18 protein-coding genes, 1 pseudogene and 1 riboswitch are annotated in these 16,589 nt (G+C 34.9%); of the genes and pseudogenes, 9 read left to right on the top strand and 10 right to left on the bottom strand.

The window, feature by feature from the left end; translation table 11 throughout:
- Positions 1–218 precede the first annotated feature (218 nt).
- The 6 genes from AC3WTA_RS26910 to modA all read right to left on the bottom strand — a co-directional run bounded on the left by AC3WTA_RS26910 (position 219) and on the right by modA (position 6,739).
- Positions 219–1,859: a peptide ABC transporter substrate-binding protein gene (locus tag AC3WTA_RS26910; RefSeq protein ID WP_000726490.1), complete on the bottom strand. Its 1,641-nt coding sequence runs from the start codon at positions 1,857–1,859 to the stop codon at positions 219–221.
- A 132-nt stretch (positions 1,860–1,991) separates the two neighbouring features.
- A riboswitch (SAM riboswitch) is annotated at positions 1,992–2,096 on the bottom strand.
- A 153-nt stretch (positions 2,097–2,249) separates the two neighbouring features.
- Positions 2,250–3,083: an aldo/keto reductase gene (locus tag AC3WTA_RS26905; RefSeq protein WP_000060175.1), complete on the bottom strand. Its 834-nt coding sequence runs from the start codon at positions 3,081–3,083 to the stop codon at positions 2,250–2,252.
- Position 3,084: 1 nt separating this feature from the next.
- On the bottom strand, positions 3,085–3,888 hold the full coding sequence (gene proC, locus AC3WTA_RS26900; protein ID WP_309529138.1) for a pyrroline-5-carboxylate reductase: 804 nt from the start codon (positions 3,886–3,888) through the stop codon (positions 3,085–3,087).
- A gap of 212 nt (positions 3,889–4,100) precedes the next feature.
- Positions 4,101–4,952: a GRP family sugar transporter gene (locus tag AC3WTA_RS26895; RefSeq protein WP_000353549.1), complete on the bottom strand. Its 852-nt coding sequence runs from the start codon at positions 4,950–4,952 to the stop codon at positions 4,101–4,103.
- Between the two features lie 300 nt (positions 4,953–5,252).
- Positions 5,253–5,927, bottom strand: a complete 675-nt coding sequence (gene modB / locus AC3WTA_RS26890; RefSeq protein WP_002096926.1) for a molybdate ABC transporter permease subunit — start codon at positions 5,925–5,927, stop codon at positions 5,253–5,255.
- A 5-nt stretch (positions 5,928–5,932) separates the two neighbouring features.
- Positions 5,933–6,739, bottom strand: coding sequence for a molybdate ABC transporter substrate-binding protein (gene modA, locus AC3WTA_RS26885; RefSeq protein ID WP_001032227.1), 807 nt, complete (start codon positions 6,737–6,739; stop codon positions 5,933–5,935).
- Between the two features lie 132 nt (positions 6,740–6,871).
- On the opposite strand from modA, the gene AC3WTA_RS26880 reads away from it, so the two are divergent.
- Positions 6,872–7,819 (top strand): substrate-binding domain-containing protein, encoded by a 948-nt coding sequence (locus tag AC3WTA_RS26880; RefSeq protein WP_000657105.1) that lies wholly within the window; start codon positions 6,872–6,874, stop codon positions 7,817–7,819.
- Positions 7,820–7,884: 65 nt separating this feature from the next.
- Here the strand turns inward: AC3WTA_RS26880 and AC3WTA_RS26875 are convergent.
- Positions 7,885–7,965: pseudogene (locus tag AC3WTA_RS26875) on the bottom strand (DUF3948 family protein); the annotation flags it as partial.
- 427 nt (positions 7,966–8,392) lie between these two features.
- Positions 8,393–9,259, bottom strand: a complete 867-nt coding sequence (locus tag AC3WTA_RS26870) for a LysR family transcriptional regulator (protein WP_000423062.1) — start codon at positions 9,257–9,259, stop codon at positions 8,393–8,395.
- Between the two features lie 128 nt (positions 9,260–9,387).
- Between AC3WTA_RS26870 and AC3WTA_RS26865 the strand changes: the two genes are divergently transcribed.
- Both AC3WTA_RS26865 and AC3WTA_RS26860 read left to right on the top strand, forming a co-directional pair.
- A complete protein-coding gene (locus AC3WTA_RS26865; RefSeq protein WP_001225442.1) occupies positions 9,388–10,356 on the top strand; it encodes a DMT family transporter in 969 nt (322 codons plus the stop codon).
- Positions 10,357–10,377: 21 nt separating this feature from the next.
- Positions 10,378–10,518 carry a YrzO family protein gene (locus AC3WTA_RS26860; protein WP_000894064.1) on the top strand — a complete coding sequence of 47 codons (141 nt, stop codon included), beginning with the start codon at positions 10,378–10,380 and terminating at the stop codon, positions 10,516–10,518.
- A gap of 60 nt (positions 10,519–10,578) precedes the next feature.
- On the opposite strand, the gene AC3WTA_RS26855 is transcribed toward AC3WTA_RS26860, so the two are convergent.
- Positions 10,579–10,674: a DUF3948 family protein gene (locus tag AC3WTA_RS26855; protein ID WP_001060007.1), complete on the bottom strand. Its 96-nt coding sequence runs from the start codon at positions 10,672–10,674 to the stop codon at positions 10,579–10,581.
- 336 nt (positions 10,675–11,010) lie between these two features.
- On the opposite strand from AC3WTA_RS26855, the gene AC3WTA_RS26850 reads away from it, so the two are divergent.
- A complete protein-coding gene (locus tag AC3WTA_RS26850; RefSeq protein ID WP_000277785.1) occupies positions 11,011–11,616 on the top strand; it encodes a lysophospholipid acyltransferase family protein in 606 nt (201 codons plus the stop codon).
- A 73-nt stretch (positions 11,617–11,689) separates the two neighbouring features.
- On the opposite strand, the gene AC3WTA_RS26845 is transcribed toward AC3WTA_RS26850, so the two are convergent.
- Positions 11,690–11,785 (bottom strand): DUF3948 family protein, encoded by a 96-nt coding sequence (locus AC3WTA_RS26845; protein WP_001060007.1) that lies wholly within the window; start codon positions 11,783–11,785, stop codon positions 11,690–11,692.
- 305 nt (positions 11,786–12,090) lie between these two features.
- Here AC3WTA_RS26845 and AC3WTA_RS26840 point away from each other — a divergent pair, with 305 nt between their 5' ends.
- The 5 genes from AC3WTA_RS26840 to AC3WTA_RS26820 all read left to right on the top strand — a co-directional run bounded on the left by AC3WTA_RS26840 (position 12,091) and on the right by AC3WTA_RS26820 (position 16,528).
- Positions 12,091–13,068: a LacI family DNA-binding transcriptional regulator gene (locus AC3WTA_RS26840; RefSeq protein WP_098717667.1), complete on the top strand. Its 978-nt coding sequence runs from the start codon at positions 12,091–12,093 to the stop codon at positions 13,066–13,068.
- A gap of 147 nt (positions 13,069–13,215) precedes the next feature.
- Positions 13,216–13,545 carry a PH domain-containing protein gene (locus tag AC3WTA_RS26835; RefSeq protein WP_078183739.1) on the top strand — a complete coding sequence of 110 codons (330 nt, stop codon included), beginning with the start codon at positions 13,216–13,218 and terminating at the stop codon, positions 13,543–13,545.
- A gap of 117 nt (positions 13,546–13,662) precedes the next feature.
- Entirely contained in the window at positions 13,663–14,499 is an 837-nt protein-coding gene (locus AC3WTA_RS26830) for a YitT family protein (protein WP_000248056.1), read from the top strand.
- 139 nt (positions 14,500–14,638) lie between these two features.
- Complete coding sequence (locus AC3WTA_RS26825; RefSeq protein WP_000728427.1) at positions 14,639–14,995, top strand: YxeA family protein; 357 nt, start codon at positions 14,639–14,641, stop codon at positions 14,993–14,995.
- A 744-nt stretch (positions 14,996–15,739) separates the two neighbouring features.
- Entirely contained in the window at positions 15,740–16,528 is a 789-nt protein-coding gene (locus AC3WTA_RS26820) for a TatD family hydrolase (protein ID WP_070169280.1), read from the top strand.
- The last annotated feature ends 61 nt before the right edge of the window (positions 16,529–16,589 follow it).

Genomic DNA, 16,589 nt, shown 5'->3' with positions numbered 1-16,589 from the left:
GTGAAATATTTCGTTTCTTTGATTATTTAGAATATTAACACTGGAAAGAACTATATGTCAATAATAAAAATAGATTGTTAATTTCTTAGAATAATATATTAAAAAAGCAGATTTCCTCGTATTAGGGAATCTGCTTTTCATATGTTTTGCTAAAAAACAATTGGTGTGGGCTAATAATCAGTGGGGATGAAGAAAAACCCACTGATTAAAGTTTCGCTTTATTTTTCAATTTTTGCCCATTTGAAGTTTAATTGACCTGCAAAGTCTACTTGCACAATTCCTTTCACATAAGGACGCTCTAAATAAGATTCGCCTTTTTGGTAAAGAGGAGCGATAACAGAGTCTTTAAATAATATTTTCTCGGATGCTAGTAATGCTTCCCAGCGAGCTTTTTCATCACCAGCTAAAGTTGTTTTTACTTTTGCTATTGTTTCATCAAACTCCTTATTAGAGTAATGATCTAAGTTGTAAGGGTTATTCGTTGTAAATAGCTCAAGGAATGTAATTGGATCCGCAAAGTCAGGGCTCCAGCCGTCAATTCCAATTTCGTAGTCACCTTTTAATAAAAGTGAAACTTGTTGTTTACGTGGTTGCGGCTTTATATTTACCGTTAAGCCATCTAAATTCTTTTCTAGTTGTCCTTTTAAGAATTCACCAGTTTTCTTTTCAAGGTCACCGTCACTTGTTAATAGTTCTAACGTTATTTTTTCAGACCCAAGTTCTTGTTTTGCCTTTTTCCATAATTCTTGAGCAGATTTTGTATCAACCTTTGTTAAATCGCCGTTTGCAGCACGGAAATCTGTTCCGTCAGGTCCTTTTGCAAAGTTTTTCGGCACGAGACTAGAGGTTGGTGTAGAGCCGTCATTTAATAACGTATTTACAAAGGATTTTCGATCAATTGTTTGATCGATTGCTTGGCGTGCAGAAACGTTTTGAAGTACTTTGTTTTGTTGATTCATACGTAGAAACTGTACCCCTACGTTTGGCCGTTCTTTAAAGTTAGCATCCTTTTTATATTTATCAACGAAGTCAGATGTTAGTTTGATACGATCTAATTGTTTTGACTCGAATAAATTTACTTCTGTAGATTTTTCTTTTACGACGTTAAAATTGATTTCTTCCAGTTTGACAGTATCTTTATCCCAATAGGTAGGGTTTTTCTTGAATTTAAAGCTTTGTTCGTGCTTCCAATCGCTTAGTGTAAAAGCTCCGTTGTACAAGATTGTATTGTCTTCTAAAGCGTACTTATCACCTTGTGATTTAAAGAATTCCTCGTTAATTGGTAGAAATGTTGGGAACGCTGTTAAGCTAATAAAGTACGGAACAGGACGTTCTAATTCTACCTCAAACGTATGGTCATCAATTGCTTTTACACCAAGTTGATCGGCTGGAAGTTCTTTGTTGTTAATTTTTGTTGCATTTTTAATATCAAAGAATAGAAATGCATATTCAGAGGCTGTTGCTGGATCAACAGCTCTTTGCCAAGCGAAGACAAAATCTTTCGCTGTGACAGGAGTGCCGTTTGACCATTTTGAATCTCGTAAATGGAATGTGTATTTCGTTTTATCACCACTTACTTCATGAGATTTTGCAACACCAGGGACAGGTTTGTTACCTTCACTAAGATTATACAAACCTTCAAATACGTTTCTCATTACTTGACCAGAATCAGTATCTGTAGCACGAGCTGTATCCATTGTTCGTATTTCAGTAGGTGAAGATAAGTTCAAAACCTGTTTACTAGGCGCCTCGTCTTTTGCATTTGCTCCGCTTGCTTCATTTTTATAACTACCGCAACCAGTTAATAAAATACTTACTCCTACAACTGATGCAATACCGGGTACAAACTTCTTTTTCATTTGATTTTCCTCCTAAATAATTAAGTTTGGATGATGATGAGGGAAATGAAAAATAAAAAATCCCTCTTTTCATATTGAGAAAGAGGGATTTTTACGTACAAGTTATGCACCCGTATATAAACGAAGTCCCTCATTCTATCTTTCAAGCACAAAGCTTGCAGGAAGTGGCACAGTATTCAAAATGAACCTGTTGCCGAGGTTTCAAAGGGCCAGTCCCTCCACCTCTCTTGATACAATGAGTAAACGAATAAATTTTATTAATTTTTGTGTTTCTTTGATAATTCAAAATCTTACACCTTGGATAATGAAGTGTCAACCAATTGGAATATAGTTTAAATTTTCAGTTTTCTACAACGGGAAAAACCACTGCATATGGCAGTGGTTTTTCTACTAGAAGTTAAAGTTATCTGGATCTGGACCAACGCGACGATCTTCATTTAGAGCTTGAATTGCTTTCATGTCATCAGCACTTAATTCAAAATCAAAGATATTTGCATTTTCAATAATGCGATGTTCTTTAATAGATTTAGGGATTGTTACAACTTCATTTTGTAAATCCCAGCGTAAAATAATTTGTGCAGTTGATTTATTATATTTTGTCGCAATGTCTTGTAATGTTGAGTTATCAAGTAGTTGTCCCTGCATTAATGGTGACCAAGCTTCAAGCTGGATGTTATGTTCTTTACAGAAAGCGTGTAATTCTTCTTGTGCTAAACGTGGGTGGTATTCCACTTGGTTGACCATTGGCTTAATTTCAGCGATTTCAAATACGTCTTGTAAGTGGTGAATGTGGAAATTACTCACACCGATAGCACGAACACGGCCATCTTTATAAAGTTTTTCTAACGCTTTCCATGATTCAGTATATTTCTCTTTTACAGGCCAATGTACTAAATATAAATCTAAATATTCTAGACCTAATTTCTCTAATGTAGTTTCAAATGCTTGAAGTGTCGTTTCATATCCTTGATCGCTATTCCATACTTTTGATGTAACAAATAATTCTTCACGTGAAACACCTGATTCACGAATCGCTTGTCCAACGCCTTCTTCGTTTTGATAGATTGCTGCAGTATCGATGCTGCGGTAGCCATTTTTAATTGCTGATTTTACAGAATCAATTACTTCTGAACCATCTTCTACTTTAAAAACACCTAAACCGAACCAAGGCATTTTCACACCGTTATGTAATGTTGTATAGTCTTTTAAACTTGTTAAACTCATATTATTTCCCCCTAGCTTTTTTGTTTGTTGCTTCTACTGCTTTTTGAATTGCCTCTGAAAAATTATATTCATATAAAGCTTTGAGACCTTCAGCTGTGGAACCACCTGGCGTTGTTACTTGTTCGCGGAGGTTAGGCGGATCTTGCGTTTGTTCAAGCATAGAAGCAGAGCCAGAAATCATTTGAATGACAAGGTGTTTTGCGGTTGCTTCATCGACGCCATAACTTTTTGTTGCTTCAATCAAGCTTTCAGCAAAGTAATAAAGGAAAGCAGGTGCACTTCCAGTAACTGCGGTAAGCTGATGAACTTCTTCTTCAGTACAAAGTTGCGAAGTGCCAATGCCTCTTAAAAGTAGTTGCAGGGTTTCTTGATGCATCTCGTTTACTGATTGTCCCATTGTATATAAAGAGATAGACTTTCCAATTTCGGCAGCTGTATTTGGCATAATCCAAGCAACAGGTGTTCCCTCTGGAAGTCTTTCTTCTAAATAAGATGGGCCAATGCCGGCGGCTACCGTTACGACAAGTTGATTCGATAGTAACGGAGATAATTCTGCTAATAATTCTTCATGTGCAGAAGGTGGCATTGCTAAAACAATCGTATCAACAGATGTAACATGCTGCTTCCAATCTGTTGCAGTAGACACATTATATCGCGCTCGTAATTGTTCTAGCTTTTCTACGTTGCTGCGGTTAGAAACGATAATTTCTTCGATGTATTCTTTGCTTGTTTTAAGTAATCCGGAAAATATAGCTTCTGCCATACGACCAGCACCAATAAATAGAATTCGATGTTTAGTTAGCATATCCTTTATTCCTTTCTAGTGAAGATATGTTATAAAAAACGATACCATCTTTAAGAGAATTTTGTAAAAAGAAAAGACTTGTAGTGAAAAGAATGAAATGTGAGGGAGGAGAGGTGATACAAATAAGGCTATAAAGATTATTATATTTAAAAAATAGTTGTAATAAAAAATCCCTGAAGCAGCTAAGCTTCAGGGATTGATAGATTATAAGTTTATGCTTTTGTCATACCTAACAATACAGCGCCGCCGATAATTAAAACACTACCTAGTGCAATAAAGATCAATTGACGTTTTGTTTTCTTTTCACCTAAGAAGACAATCGCACCGAATGTTGAGATAACGATTCCAGTTTGAGATAATGGGAAGCTTGTTGCTACTCCGACACGTGGTAATGAAAGAAGTAAGAATAAGTTTCCAGTTCCCCATAGTAAACCAGATAAAGCATTACGGATTGCATATTTGTTAAATGGTTTATGTTTAGATGTCAATACAACCGCACCAACAAACATACCAACTGCTTGTGGTAAAATAGCAGACCAACCATCGATATTATACCAACGAATAATAATTACATATACAAGGTAACCGAAAGTAGAAACAATTAAAGTAAGAAGTCCTTTTTTCAATTGTCCTGGTGGCTGTGCATTTTCTTTGTCATCTAGTGATGTGAATACAACACCAACTACGATTAATAGGATTGCAATCGTTCCCAGAACAATCGTTGTTGTAGTAGTCCACTCACGGAAAGCGATAACCCCAAAGATAGAAGTTGCAACAAGTTGCATACCAGTAGAAATCGTTACAGTAGTTGAAACACCTAGTTTTTCAACTGTTTTTAATTGGTTTACTTGTCCTAAAGCCCAGAATAAACCTGAAATAAAACCAACAATCAAGACTGTCATTGTTAAAGCTGGTTGAGTAAATACATACATAATTGTTGCGAAGAATAGAGCGCCGATTGTCATACCTACCGTTTGGCTATATGCACCACCGCCCATTTTTACGCTTACTAATAAGATGTTTCCCCATGCAATTGCAGGAAGAAGCGCTAATAAAATGTCCATTACAAGACTCCCTTCGGTTTTCTATACCAATATAATTACATATCGTTCTAACGATCGGTAATGCCCCACTAATAGAGTAGAAGATTACCGATCGCTAAAACAGGATGAAGAATTCACGATATAAATGCGTTTTCATTTCTTCATTTTTTGAAACACCTCCATATAATAACAGGAAATTGCCTATTTTAGAAAGTGAATTCAAATAAAATGTATATTTTAATAAAAGGTAAAATTCAGTTATTTCCCGGCGGTATATTTTATTTCCTGAGAAATAAAGAAGCAGCTTCGAAAAAAGCTGCTTTAAGGGTTAGTAATTCTTTTATTAATAAGCTGAATACATAGCAGAAATAGGAGTGACATACTAATAGTGATAACTACAAGTGTCCAGGCGAGCTGCATATTACTTGCATCAATCGCCATATAAATTGCAGTTGGGATTGTCTGTGTTTTACCAGGAATGTTCCCAGCAAACATGAGTGTAGCACCAAATTCCCCTAGTGCACGAACAAAGCTCAAAATCATTCCACTTAGTAATGCAGGAAATGCAAGCGGAAGTGTGACGTGTAGAAAAACTTGATATTCACTCGCACCAAGGTCACGAGCACTTTCCTCAATTTGTACATTCGCAATAGAAAACCCTGTTTTTGCTGATTGGTACATGAGCGGAAATGCAACAACTGTAGAAGCGATGATTGCAGCAGTAGATGTGAACATCATGGACTGCTGAAATATTGATTCTATCCATGTTCCAATGGGACTATTATTTCCAAAAATGATAATGAGAAAAAAGCCGATTACAGTTGGTGGAAGTACCATTGGTAATAAGAAAATAGTTTCTAATATTATTTTATATCTCCATGAGGAGCGTGCTAGCGCTCGCCCGATAATCGTCCCTAAAATTGTAACGATAATGGTGGCGCATGCAGCTACTCGTAAAGATAGAAAGATTGGTGACAAAATGGCATCAAAGCTCATGGCAATTATGACAGGACTGTAAATCCATATTTCTTAAAGATAGATTGTGCATCTTTTGACTGCAAATACTCATAAAATGAAGTCGCCTCTTTCTTATGCTTAGATTCCTTTATAACACCTAAAGGATAGTGGATTGGCTCATGCGAAGTAGCTGCTGCTGTCTCGCCAATCTTTACTTTGTTTGAAATAAGAGCATCGGTTTTGTATACAATACCAGCATCGACATTACCTGTTTCTACATATGTTAACACTTGGCGAACATCTTTTGTAAATACGATTTTATTTTGAATGTCATTCCATAGATTTTCATGTGTGAGAGAAGCCTTTGCGTATTTTCCCGCAGGTACTGATTCAGGTGTACCAAGTGCGATTTTCTTAATTTTTTCATCTTTTAAATCTTGAATTTTTGTAAGAGAACTATCTTTTGGGACAACTAGAACGAGTTCATTTCCAAGAAGATTTTTCCCTTCTTTTTCATTAATAAATCCTTTTTTAACAAGGGTTTGGAATTTATCTTCGGCTGCTGAGAAGAATAAATCAGCAGGCGCGCCTTGTTCAATTTGTTGTTGAAGTGCACCAGAAGCACCGAAGTTAAAAGAAAGTTTAATATTAGGTTCTTTTTCTTTATATTTTGTTTCAATTTCTTTTAGTGCATCTTGTAAGCTTGCAGCAGCTGATATAGTAAGTTCTACTGCTTTTCCTTCTTTAGCAGTTGATTTCTCTTTCTTATCTCCGCTTGTACATGCAGCACTAAATATAAGAAGAAAAGAAAGTATAAGTGCCCCGATGGATCGTAATGTAAACTTGTTCATAAAAAAATCCCCTTTCGTTTTGACATAATTAATTATAACTAATTATAACTAGATATAACTAGTTATAATTGAATATAATTTGAACGATGTAGTTGTTTTTAATATAGGAGAAATATTCTTTTCTTTGTTACAATGAAGGAAGAAAGTGAGGAATCGTCTATGGATCATCATTCCTACACAACGGAAGAAGTAGCGAAGCGATTAAAAGTATCAAAATTAACTGTATACGATTTAATTAAAAAAGGAGAACTGCCTTCTTATAGAATTGGTAGACAGATGCGCATTGATGCAACGGATTTAGAACAATATATAAAGCAAATGAAAACAGGGAAAATACAAGGTACTCCTGTAAAGAGCGAAGATAGTAGAGGCTTGAATACATGTATTATTAGCGGACAAGAACTAACGTTAGATATGTTGGCAAAACGTATAGAAAATCGCTTGCCAAGTTCAAATATATTAAGGGCATATCAAGGTAGTTTAACGAGTTTAGTAAAAATGTATCAAGGAGAAGGAAGTATCGTTAGTCTGCATTTGTTTGATGGAGAAACAGGTACATATAATGTTCCGTATGTAAAACGTATTTTAGTTGGACAACCATGTACGATGATTAATTTATTAGCAAGAAACGTTGGGTTTTATGTGCAAAAGGGAAATCCAAAAAATATAAAAACATGGGCTGATTTATCTCAATCATCTATACGATTTGTAAATCGAGAAAAAGGTTCTGGCATTAGGGTGTTAGTGGATGAACAATTGCGCATTCAAAAATTAAATAAAGAGCGTATTAGTGGATATGAATGGGAAGAGTCGAATCATCTTGGTGTTGCCACGCAAGTCGCAAATGGAAAAGCTGACGTAGGAGTAGGTTCAGAAAAGTTTTCACAGATTGTAAATGTAGACTTTATTCCAATCATGAAAGAACAGTATGATTTAGTGATTTTGAAGAATAAAGAAAATGAAGAGCTGATCGAAGTCGTGAAAGATATTCTGCAATCGGAAGAATTTCATAATGAATTAAAAGCGATTGGCGGATACGATATGACGAAAACAGGCCAAATTATATATGAAACAAACTAAAAAGCTGCTTGTCTATAAGACGAGCAGCTTTTTTTATATATAAAGGGGTTTGGGGAAACAAAGTATTAAACAAGACCTTGAGCAAGTGTATAAATGAAGGCCGTAAGAAGAGTAGCTCCACTTGCAAGTCCGATAAAGTGAAACTTTAATCAGTGAGGGCGGGGTATCCCTCGCTGATTATTAGCCTTCACCAATCGGGCTTTTACGGGCAGTTGATCCCAAACCTAACTTCTTTGATTTCGTTGAATTTTGAAGTGGGAGTCGTACTGCCCGTTAATGCGGGGAAAAGTCTGATTTGTTGAAAGTAATGTTGTTCATTATAATCTTTCCTTATTTGTTTAATGTAGTTGCGACGGCTTTTGCATCGACAAGTGCGGATAGCACCATGCCCATTGTATTTAAAAATTTGTTTGATTTCATTTTGCTCATCATGCGTATCCGCTCCTTTTCGAATTGTTGTTGCCCTGCTTTATGTCTTAATTATAGGAAATATGATGGCCCGCAACTATCGAATTAGCTTACGGGAGACTTACATTTGTGTAAGAAAAAAAGACATTCATGTAAGAATGTCCGTTAAAGCATATTGATATGATGATGCTCTTCAATTGTTTTTAAGAAGCTGCGCATTGAATTCGTCATGTAGCTATCTTTACGGCGTATGAAAACTGTTGAAATACTACCGTATTTTTCAGGAATTGCATGACAATGTACTTTACCTGCTTTAGAAAGATGATGGACAGCAGACTGTGGTACGAGTGTAATTCCAAGGCCGAGTGCAACACTGTTTAATATTGTCTCTAATATATTAAATTCCATAATTCTTTTTGGGAGCAAACCTTCATCTTTAAGCCATCGTTCTAGTTTGGAACGGTATCCACATCCTTGGTTAAAAACGAGTAGGGGCGTTGTTGTAAATTCTTCTATATGAAAAGCTTTATTTTGTGTTACAAGCATTAATTTTTCTGTACTAACATCGTATTGTTCAATTAGTGGATGTTTAATAGGCCCTGATATAAAGGCGCCATCTAATTGATGATCAAGTACTTCTCTAATCAATGCTTCTGTTAGACCCGCTTGTAATGATAAATCGACATTCGGATAGCGTTTATAGTAAGAAGATAAAATGGTAGGTAATGTACTTACTGTTTCGACTGTACCGATTTTTAATATGCCAGAGGGAGTTTCACTATCTAAAAATACTTGTTTTAGCTCGTCAACATCTTGCAAAATTTTATTAACATAAACGAGCATTTTTCTTCCTTCAGCTGTGAGAGTCATGCCTCGTTTATGACGATAAAAGAGCGGTGTTTTTAGCTCGTTTTCCAGTTGTTTAATACGTGCAGTTACATTTGATTGTACGTAGTTTAATTCCTTTGCTGCACCGCTTACACTACCGCGGTCGGCAACGCTTTGGAAGATTTGTAAGTCTCTTAATTCCATAGTATGATCCTCCTTGATGTTAACTATCATTATAAGTGATAGTTAACATCATTTTGAATCATTTTACGTGATATATTTTTTCTTTTACAATTCTCTTTGTGCAAATAGAAAGAAGCGGGGGAATTGTGTTGAGAAAAGGTCAAATGATAATAGGGGCTTTAGCATGTTTAATTGCAAGTATGTCATGGGGGGCAATGTTTCCGGTTGCTGATCATGCGCTAGAATACATAGATCCATTTTATTTTTCGCTCATTCGCTATGGAGCGGTGGCGATCGTACTTATTGTATTGTTGTTAATGAAAGAAGGAAAACAGGCATTTCGTTTAGAGGGAAGAGGAAAGTTACTCGTCTTTTTCGGAACGATGGCGTTTACTGTATATAATGTACTTATATTTTTAGGTCAAATGTTAATGGGGAAATCAGGCGTGATGGTTGCTTCTATTATGGAAGCACTGATGCCGATGATTTCTATTTGTATTCTATGGGGATATAAGCATGTAAAACCGAAAAAGTATATGATAACGAGCATGATTATCGCCTTTGTAGGAGCTGTATTCGTTATTACGAAAGGTGATATGAGTTTCTTTTTAACATTGAAAGATAACATGTTTTCACTGGCCTTTATATTTGTTGGTGTTGTAGGTTGGGTTATTTATACGATGGGTGGTCAAACGTGTAGCGATTGGTCAACATTACGTTATTCTACGTTGACGTGTGTATTTGGTACGACTGTCACAGGGATTATAACTGTAATCATTACATCGTTTGGATACGTATCGGTTCCGAGTATGGGAACGATTTCTATCGTGAAATATGATTTATTGTTTATGATGACATTACCAGGTATCGTAGCGTTACTTGCTTGGAACTATGGTGTGAAAATTTTATCGTCCATTAATGGGATTTTATTTATTAATTTTGTACCAATCACGACTTTAGTTATTATGATGATGCAAGGATATCGAATAACAATGTTTGATATTATAGGGACTTTACTTGTTATTGCAGCACTTATTCGCAATAACGTTTGTCAGAGAAAAGAAGAAAATATAAACAAGCGAAGTTTACAAGAAGAGCAATTACGTCAAGCTGTTTAATAAGCAATTGGAGGATTTCACATGTTAGAAAGTTTATTGTTTTTCTTCGCCGTCGGAGTTGCCTGCGAGCTTGCAGCAATTAACCGAAATGGTCGTAAAAAGATAAAACAACAAGCTGAGCTGATACAGCTTTTAAAAGAATTGAAAGAAAGAAAAATGTAAAAAGACGACCGGGCATAGACGGTCGTCTTTTTCTATATAAAGGGGAAAGGGGACACAAAGTTATACAAGCGTAGCAGCGTAAATAAAAGCAGTAAGAAGAAGAGAGCCGCTAGCTAATCCTAAAAAATCTAATTTGTTAAAAGTGATGTTATTCATGATGAATTCTCCTTACTTGTTTAATGTGGAAGCAACAGATTTTGCATCGATTAGAGCGGAAAATACCATGCCCATTGTATTTAAAAAATTGTTCGTTTTCATCGTGTTCATCATATGAATCCGCTCCTTTTCGAATAGTTGTTGTTTCTTTCTGACTTAATTGTATGAAATATTTGGGGAAGTAACTATCGAATTAGCTTACAAGAAAATTACACTTTTGTAAGAATTGAAATGTAACAATTAATACTTAAAATTATTACCAACTCCTAAAACTTAGTGTTATAATCGTTGTAAGAGAATGATAATAATTCGGATATTCAGAAAGGAACGAAACAAATGTATAAACCAATTACATTTTTGTTGAAATATATATTTAAAACAGCTGGGAAAGTAGAAGTGCAAGGAAGAGAAAAGTTACCAGAAGGTGGCCCATATGTTGTTGCATGTACACATACAAGTTTTATGGATGTATTAATGTTAGCTACAGGGATGTACCCGACCCAAATTCATTACATGGCAAAAAAAGAGTTATTTGAAGGGAAGTTCAAAAATTGGTTCTTTAAAAATGTGAATGCATTCCCTGTAGATCGTGCGAATCCAGGACCGAGTACACTTAAAATTCCATCACGCCTATTAAAAGAAGGGAAAGTAGTAGGGATTTTCCCAAGTGGAACACGATCAACAGAAGACGTTTCATTAAAAGCTGGGGCTGTTACGATTGCTCTGCGTTCTAACGTTCCGTTAGTACCGGCAGCTTATGTTGGTCCATCAAGTATAAAAGAATTAATAAAAGGGAAAAAGGCGCAATTGATTTTTGGAGACCCAATTCAAATTGATGCTGAAGAACAAATAGATCGAAAGACAGCTATGAAAATGATGACAGATCAATTAAATGAAAAGTTTGATGAGCTAAAGGAAACTTTGCAATCAAATCAAAAGTAAGAAAAGACGACCGGGCATAGACGGTCGTCTTTTTTATTACTATTTATAATAAAGGGGAAAGGGGACACAAAAGTTATACAAGCGTAGCGGCGTAAATAAAAGCAGTAAGAAGAAGAGAGCCGCTAGCTAGTCCTAAAAAATCTAATTTGTTAAAAGTGATATTGTTCATAATGAATTCTCCTTACTTGTTTAATGTGGAAGCAACAGCTTTAGCATCGATTAGAGCAGAAAATACCATGCCCATTGTATTTAAAAAATTGTTTGATTTTATTTTGTTCATCATATGAATCCGCTCCTTTTCGAATAGTTGTTGTCCTGTTTCTGACTTAATTGTATGAAATATTGAGGAGAGTAACTATCGAATTAGCTTACAGGAAAATTACACTTTTGTAAGAAAAACGAATAAAGGTGTAATGATGAGAAAGTTTGACATATGTTCGTGGAATTCATTAAGTTAAAAGTAGAGGTGAGTGTATGGCCAATATTAAAGATATTGCAAAGATGGCGGGAGTTTCAGTTACAACTGTTTCGAGAGTGTTGAATGATCACCCATATGTAAGTGAAGAAAAAAGGAAAGCGGTTATGGAGATAGTTGAGAAGTTGAATTACTCACAAAACGCAAATGCTGTTCATTTATCAAAAGGGAAAACGAATATTGTTGGTGTAATTTTACCGTATATTAATCATCCATGTTTTGATGCGATGGTGGGCGGGATGATGGAGGTGGCGTTAGCTCATAATTACAGAGTGCTACTTTGCCAAACGAATTATAATAAAAAAGAAGAAATGAAAAGTTTACATATGTTAAAAACAAAACAATTGGATGGCCTTATTATTTGTTCTCGTGCGAATGATTGGGAAACGATAGAGCCGTATGCTTCCTATGGGACGATCGTTGCTTGTGAAGATAATGATATTTCAAATATCTCAAGTGTATATACGAATCATTCGGCAGCTTTTCAATTAGGAATGGATTATTTGATTAAGAAAAGTTATAAAAAAATTGGTTATTGTACGGGAAGGAAATTAGGTCCGAGTAGTCAAAAACGTTTTGATGTTTATAAACAGCAATTGCAATCTATAGATGAAGAATTGAATGAAGAATGGATTTTCACAGAATGTTTTACATTAGAAGATGGTGTGAAAGTGGCTCATAAATTAAAGGGGATGCAGCATCTTCCTGAAGCATTAATAGTAGCAGGAGATGAAGTTGCGATTGGGGTTATGACAGAAGCTGAAAAATTAGGTATTCAAGTTCCTGAGAATTTAGCGATTATTGGCTTTGATAATCAACCTATTTCGCAAGTGTTACAACTTACAACCATTGATCAAAATTTAAAGGAAATAGGTAAAAAGGCCTTTGAAATGTTTTACAGGCAAATACGTGATGAAAGTTCTAAACAAGAAAAGGTGGAAATTCCATATGAACTTGTGGAACGCTCTACCGTTTAGCTTCAATCCGTTATGTGTAAATCACATAACGGATTGTTTTTTTGAAATATCTTTGACAGGAAACGCGTTTCATACTTTATAAAGGAGTTACACCGGTCTGTAATAATCCATGGATTCTTTTCAAGAATAGTATTTGGAGGGATATGCATGAATGAACTTTTATTGAGTATGAAAAAGTATATAGAAGATGATGAAAAGATTTTGGCTTTTGTCGTAGGGATATTTGAGAAGGATAATTTTACGCTATCGTATCAACATGGGATTTTTGCTGCTACTACTAGACGTCTTCTCTTTTATGGAAAATTTCCATACTATCCTGCAACATTTAAAGATTATTCATATTTGCATATAGATAGCATAGATTTTCGTCCGCAGTTCGAATGTACTTGTAATCATGAAACCATTCGAGCTAAGTATATTCAGAAGGGGAATGTGGAGCGATTTGTCCGTACAGTTAGAGTGAATATGAATAATTAATCACCCCTTTGTTTAAACATAATATCCCGATCTTTAAGAGTAACAATGCGCAATAAAAACAACTTCTAAACCTCTAGGAGATAGTGATACAATGTCAAATGGGGGGAGGTATGAACTATGGTTAATCAACGTATAAAGGAAATAACACTAATTACAATTGGTTCATTATTATTCGCAATTGGTATTAATTACTTTGCAATTCCAAACCGTTTATCAGAGGGTGGAATTATTGGTGTAACGGTTGTTACGTACTATTTATTTGATTGGTCGCCGGGGATTGTGAACTTTGCTATAAATGCAATCTTACTAGCTATTGGTTATAAATTTTTTGATAAAAAAACGATGGTTTATACAATTTTAGGGATTGTAGAAACATCCTTGTTTTTATATGTTACGGAACATATTGAGTATCATGTAAATAGTGATACGTTATTAGCGGCTCTATTCGCTGGCTTATTTGTCGGTGTCGGATTAGGCTGTATGTTCAAAGCTGGAGGTACATCAGGAGGATCGGCAATTTTAGCTCAGTTAGCAAATCAATATTTAGGGTGGAGCGTTGGTAAAGGCGTACTTATTATTGATATTGTTGTAATTGCAGGTTCAGTATTTATCATAGGACAAGAAAAAGCAATGTACACACTTGTTGCAGTATTTATCGGAGCGAAAGTGATTGATTTCATTGTAGAAGGAATGGATACAAAAACAGCTGTTACAATCATCTCAAATCAACCAGATTTAATACGTGAAACTATTACGAAAAACATGACACGCGGTGTCACTGTATTAGAAGGACGCGGCGGATATACTGGTAAAAATAAAGAAGTGTTATATGTTGTTATAAATAAACAAGAGCTTGTTAAGTTAAAGCAGGTTATTAGTCGAGTAGATGAAGATGCTTTCGTTGTTATTCATGATGTACGTGATGTACTTGGCGGTGGCTTTAAAGCGAGCTAAAAGGTGAACGAGTAAATTCGTTCACCTTTTTTTAATTCTTACAAAAATGTAAGTGTAATGTAATGAGATTCAATAGTAGATTTTATTCCTTCTTTTTAAAATGGATGTATATATATCCTGCAGAGGAGGAAGATTGATTATGAAGAAAAAAATGATCACTACTATAATAGCGATGATAGTGATAGTAGTAATGTTACTGCCTACGAAACTTGGACCAGTTATCGATAAATATAATCCACTTTATAAGACGAAAGAATACTATACGGTCGTGAATACAATTGGTCAGCATATTGGTGATGAGTGGTATGAATATGAATTTATTGCGTTTGACGAACGTGGAAGAGAACAAAAAATAAAGAAGACTGTTAAGCATATGTTAAAGAGAGATGAAGCGTTAAAGGTGTATGCAAAAGGACGCTATGGCGAGGCAATTGAAGAAATTGAAGCTGTAAATATTCCTATTAATGCGAAGAGTAAACTTTTAGCGATGAGATAGCGAATTATACCCCCGCCTATTTTTTGTCGAAAATAAAAATACTAGGTAGGGGTATTTTGAAATGTGTAAGAAAGCCTTAGTCCATATGGACTAAGGCTTTCTTTATTATATAAAGGGGAAGGGGGTACATTGTAGTAGCATGAGTGAAAGGTATAAGAAGAGTAGCTACTAGCAATATAATTTGGTTATGTGAGTGTTCTTCTTATTTGGCTTGCTTTCTAACTTTATTGTACGAGATGTAGGTAAGAGAAACTATCGAATTACATTACACATAGCTTACAAACATGTAAGTCTTCTGTAATGTAATTCGATGGTTAAAAGATAGTGAATTTCATATAGTGTAATTAGAAAGTCTCACTGTATTACTTTCTGTTTGTAATATTAATGAAGAATGAAAAACCAACTACTTTTTAATAGCCCTCATCTGTATTTAGATGAGGCTCTTTTTATAAACCTTACAACATTGTAAGGTTTACGTAAGTTAATTCGATAGTAAATTTGTCATATTTTTTGCATAATAGATACAAATAGATAAAATAATTAGGGATGTAGTAAGAAGGGAGAAAACTGGGATGCGTAAAGAAGAAGTAGTGAAGTTTCCAATTAAAGATTTCTGTAGCTACTTTACTGTTGCCGTAGTATGTATTGGATTATTTGATATCATAACAAACTTAATTGTTAAATAATATAGATGATAAAACAAGAAGGGAGATCCTTTCTTGTTTTTTTTATGGGGGAATAAAGATGAAATGGATTGATAGTCATATACATGTTGACCAATATAAGGATGAAGAAAAAAGTAGATTACTTAAAGATGTGGAACATAGTAAAGAGATACAGGGGCTTATCGCGGTATCTATGAATTATCAATCATGTAAAGAAACTTTATCTTTAGCAAAGCGATATCCTTTTGTACATCCAGCAATAGGTTTTCATCCGGAGCAACCGATTCATAAAGAAGAATGTGAGCAAATTTATAAATTAATTGAAGAGCATGTAGAAGACATAGTTGCGATTGGTGAAGTAGGCTTACCGTATTATTTAAGAAAAGAAGATGAGCGCATTACTGTCAATTCATATATATCAGTGTTGCAACGGTTTGTTGAACTAGCTAGTAAATATGATTTACCAATTATATTGCATGCAGTGTATGAAGATGCTGATATTGTATGTGATTTACTGGAGAAATATAAAGTTTCACGTGTACACTTTCATTGGTTTAAAGGAAGTGAAACAACAATGAAACGGATGATGAGGAACGGTTATTATATTTCTATCACACCAGATGTTTTACATAAGGAGAAGATTAGAAAAGTTGTTTCGTATTATCCACTTGAATATATGATGGTAGAAACAGATGGGCCGTGGGAATTTCACGAGGACGTTATGACGCATCCGAGAATGATTCGAGAGGTATTAAAGGAAATTAGTGTTATAAAAAATATATCTGTTGATAAGGTTGCGAAAACGATATATGAAAATACGATTCAATTTTACCCCACATTAACAGGTAGTAAGACTTCCACTGATTAAAGTTTCATTTTATTTGAAAGGATAGGAGAGTTACTCTTATCCTTTTTATTATGGATATTTT

The sequence above is a fragment of the Bacillus sp. EB106-07-01-XG149 genome (assembly GCF_058791555.1).
Note: the sequence above shows the minus strand (reverse complement) of the source record. Positions and strands in the feature narration are given on the sequence as shown.

Bases quoted from the DNA above. Each gene is read 5' to 3' on its own strand.
- AC3WTA_RS26910 (WP_000726490.1), bottom strand. From the start codon at position 1,859: ATGAAAAAGAAGTTTGTACCCGGTATTGCATCAGTTGTAGGAGTAAGT.
- AC3WTA_RS26905 (WP_000060175.1), bottom strand. From the start codon at position 3,083: ATGAGTTTAACAAGTTTAAAAGACTATACAACATTACATAACGGTGTG.
- proC (WP_309529138.1), bottom strand. From the start codon at position 3,888: ATGCTAACTAAACATCGAATTCTATTTATTGGTGCTGGTCGTATGGCA.
- AC3WTA_RS26895 (WP_000353549.1), bottom strand. From the start codon at position 4,952: ATGGACATTTTATTAGCGCTTCTTCCTGCAATTGCATGGGGAAACATC.
- modB (WP_002096926.1), bottom strand. From the start codon at position 5,927: ATGAGCTTTGATGCCATTTTGTCACCAATCTTTCTATCTTTACGAGTA.
- modA (WP_001032227.1), bottom strand. From the start codon at position 6,739: ATGAACAAGTTTACATTACGATCCATCGGGGCACTTATACTTTCTTTT.
- AC3WTA_RS26880 (WP_000657105.1), top strand. From the start codon at position 6,872: ATGAAGGAAGAAAGTGAGGAATCGTCTATGGATCATCATTCCTACACA.
- AC3WTA_RS26870 (WP_000423062.1), bottom strand. From the start codon at position 9,259: ATGGAATTAAGAGACTTACAAATCTTCCAAAGCGTTGCCGACCGCGGT.
- AC3WTA_RS26860 (WP_000894064.1), top strand. From the start codon at position 10,378: ATGTTAGAAAGTTTATTGTTTTTCTTCGCCGTCGGAGTTGCCTGCGAG.
- AC3WTA_RS26855 (WP_001060007.1), bottom strand. From the start codon at position 10,674: ATGAATAACATCACTTTTAACAAATTAGATTTTTTAGGATTAGCTAGC.
- AC3WTA_RS26850 (WP_000277785.1), top strand. From the start codon at position 11,011: ATGTATAAACCAATTACATTTTTGTTGAAATATATATTTAAAACAGCT.
- AC3WTA_RS26845 (WP_001060007.1), bottom strand. From the start codon at position 11,785: ATGAACAATATCACTTTTAACAAATTAGATTTTTTAGGACTAGCTAGC.
- AC3WTA_RS26840 (WP_098717667.1), top strand. From the start codon at position 12,091: ATGGCCAATATTAAAGATATTGCAAAGATGGCGGGAGTTTCAGTTACA.
- AC3WTA_RS26835 (WP_078183739.1), top strand. From the start codon at position 13,216: ATGAATGAACTTTTATTGAGTATGAAAAAGTATATAGAAGATGATGAA.
- AC3WTA_RS26830 (WP_000248056.1), top strand. From the start codon at position 13,663: ATGGTTAATCAACGTATAAAGGAAATAACACTAATTACAATTGGTTCA.
- AC3WTA_RS26825 (WP_000728427.1), top strand. From the start codon at position 14,639: ATGAAGAAAAAAATGATCACTACTATAATAGCGATGATAGTGATAGTA.
- AC3WTA_RS26820 (WP_070169280.1), top strand. From the start codon at position 15,740: ATGAAATGGATTGATAGTCATATACATGTTGACCAATATAAGGATGAA.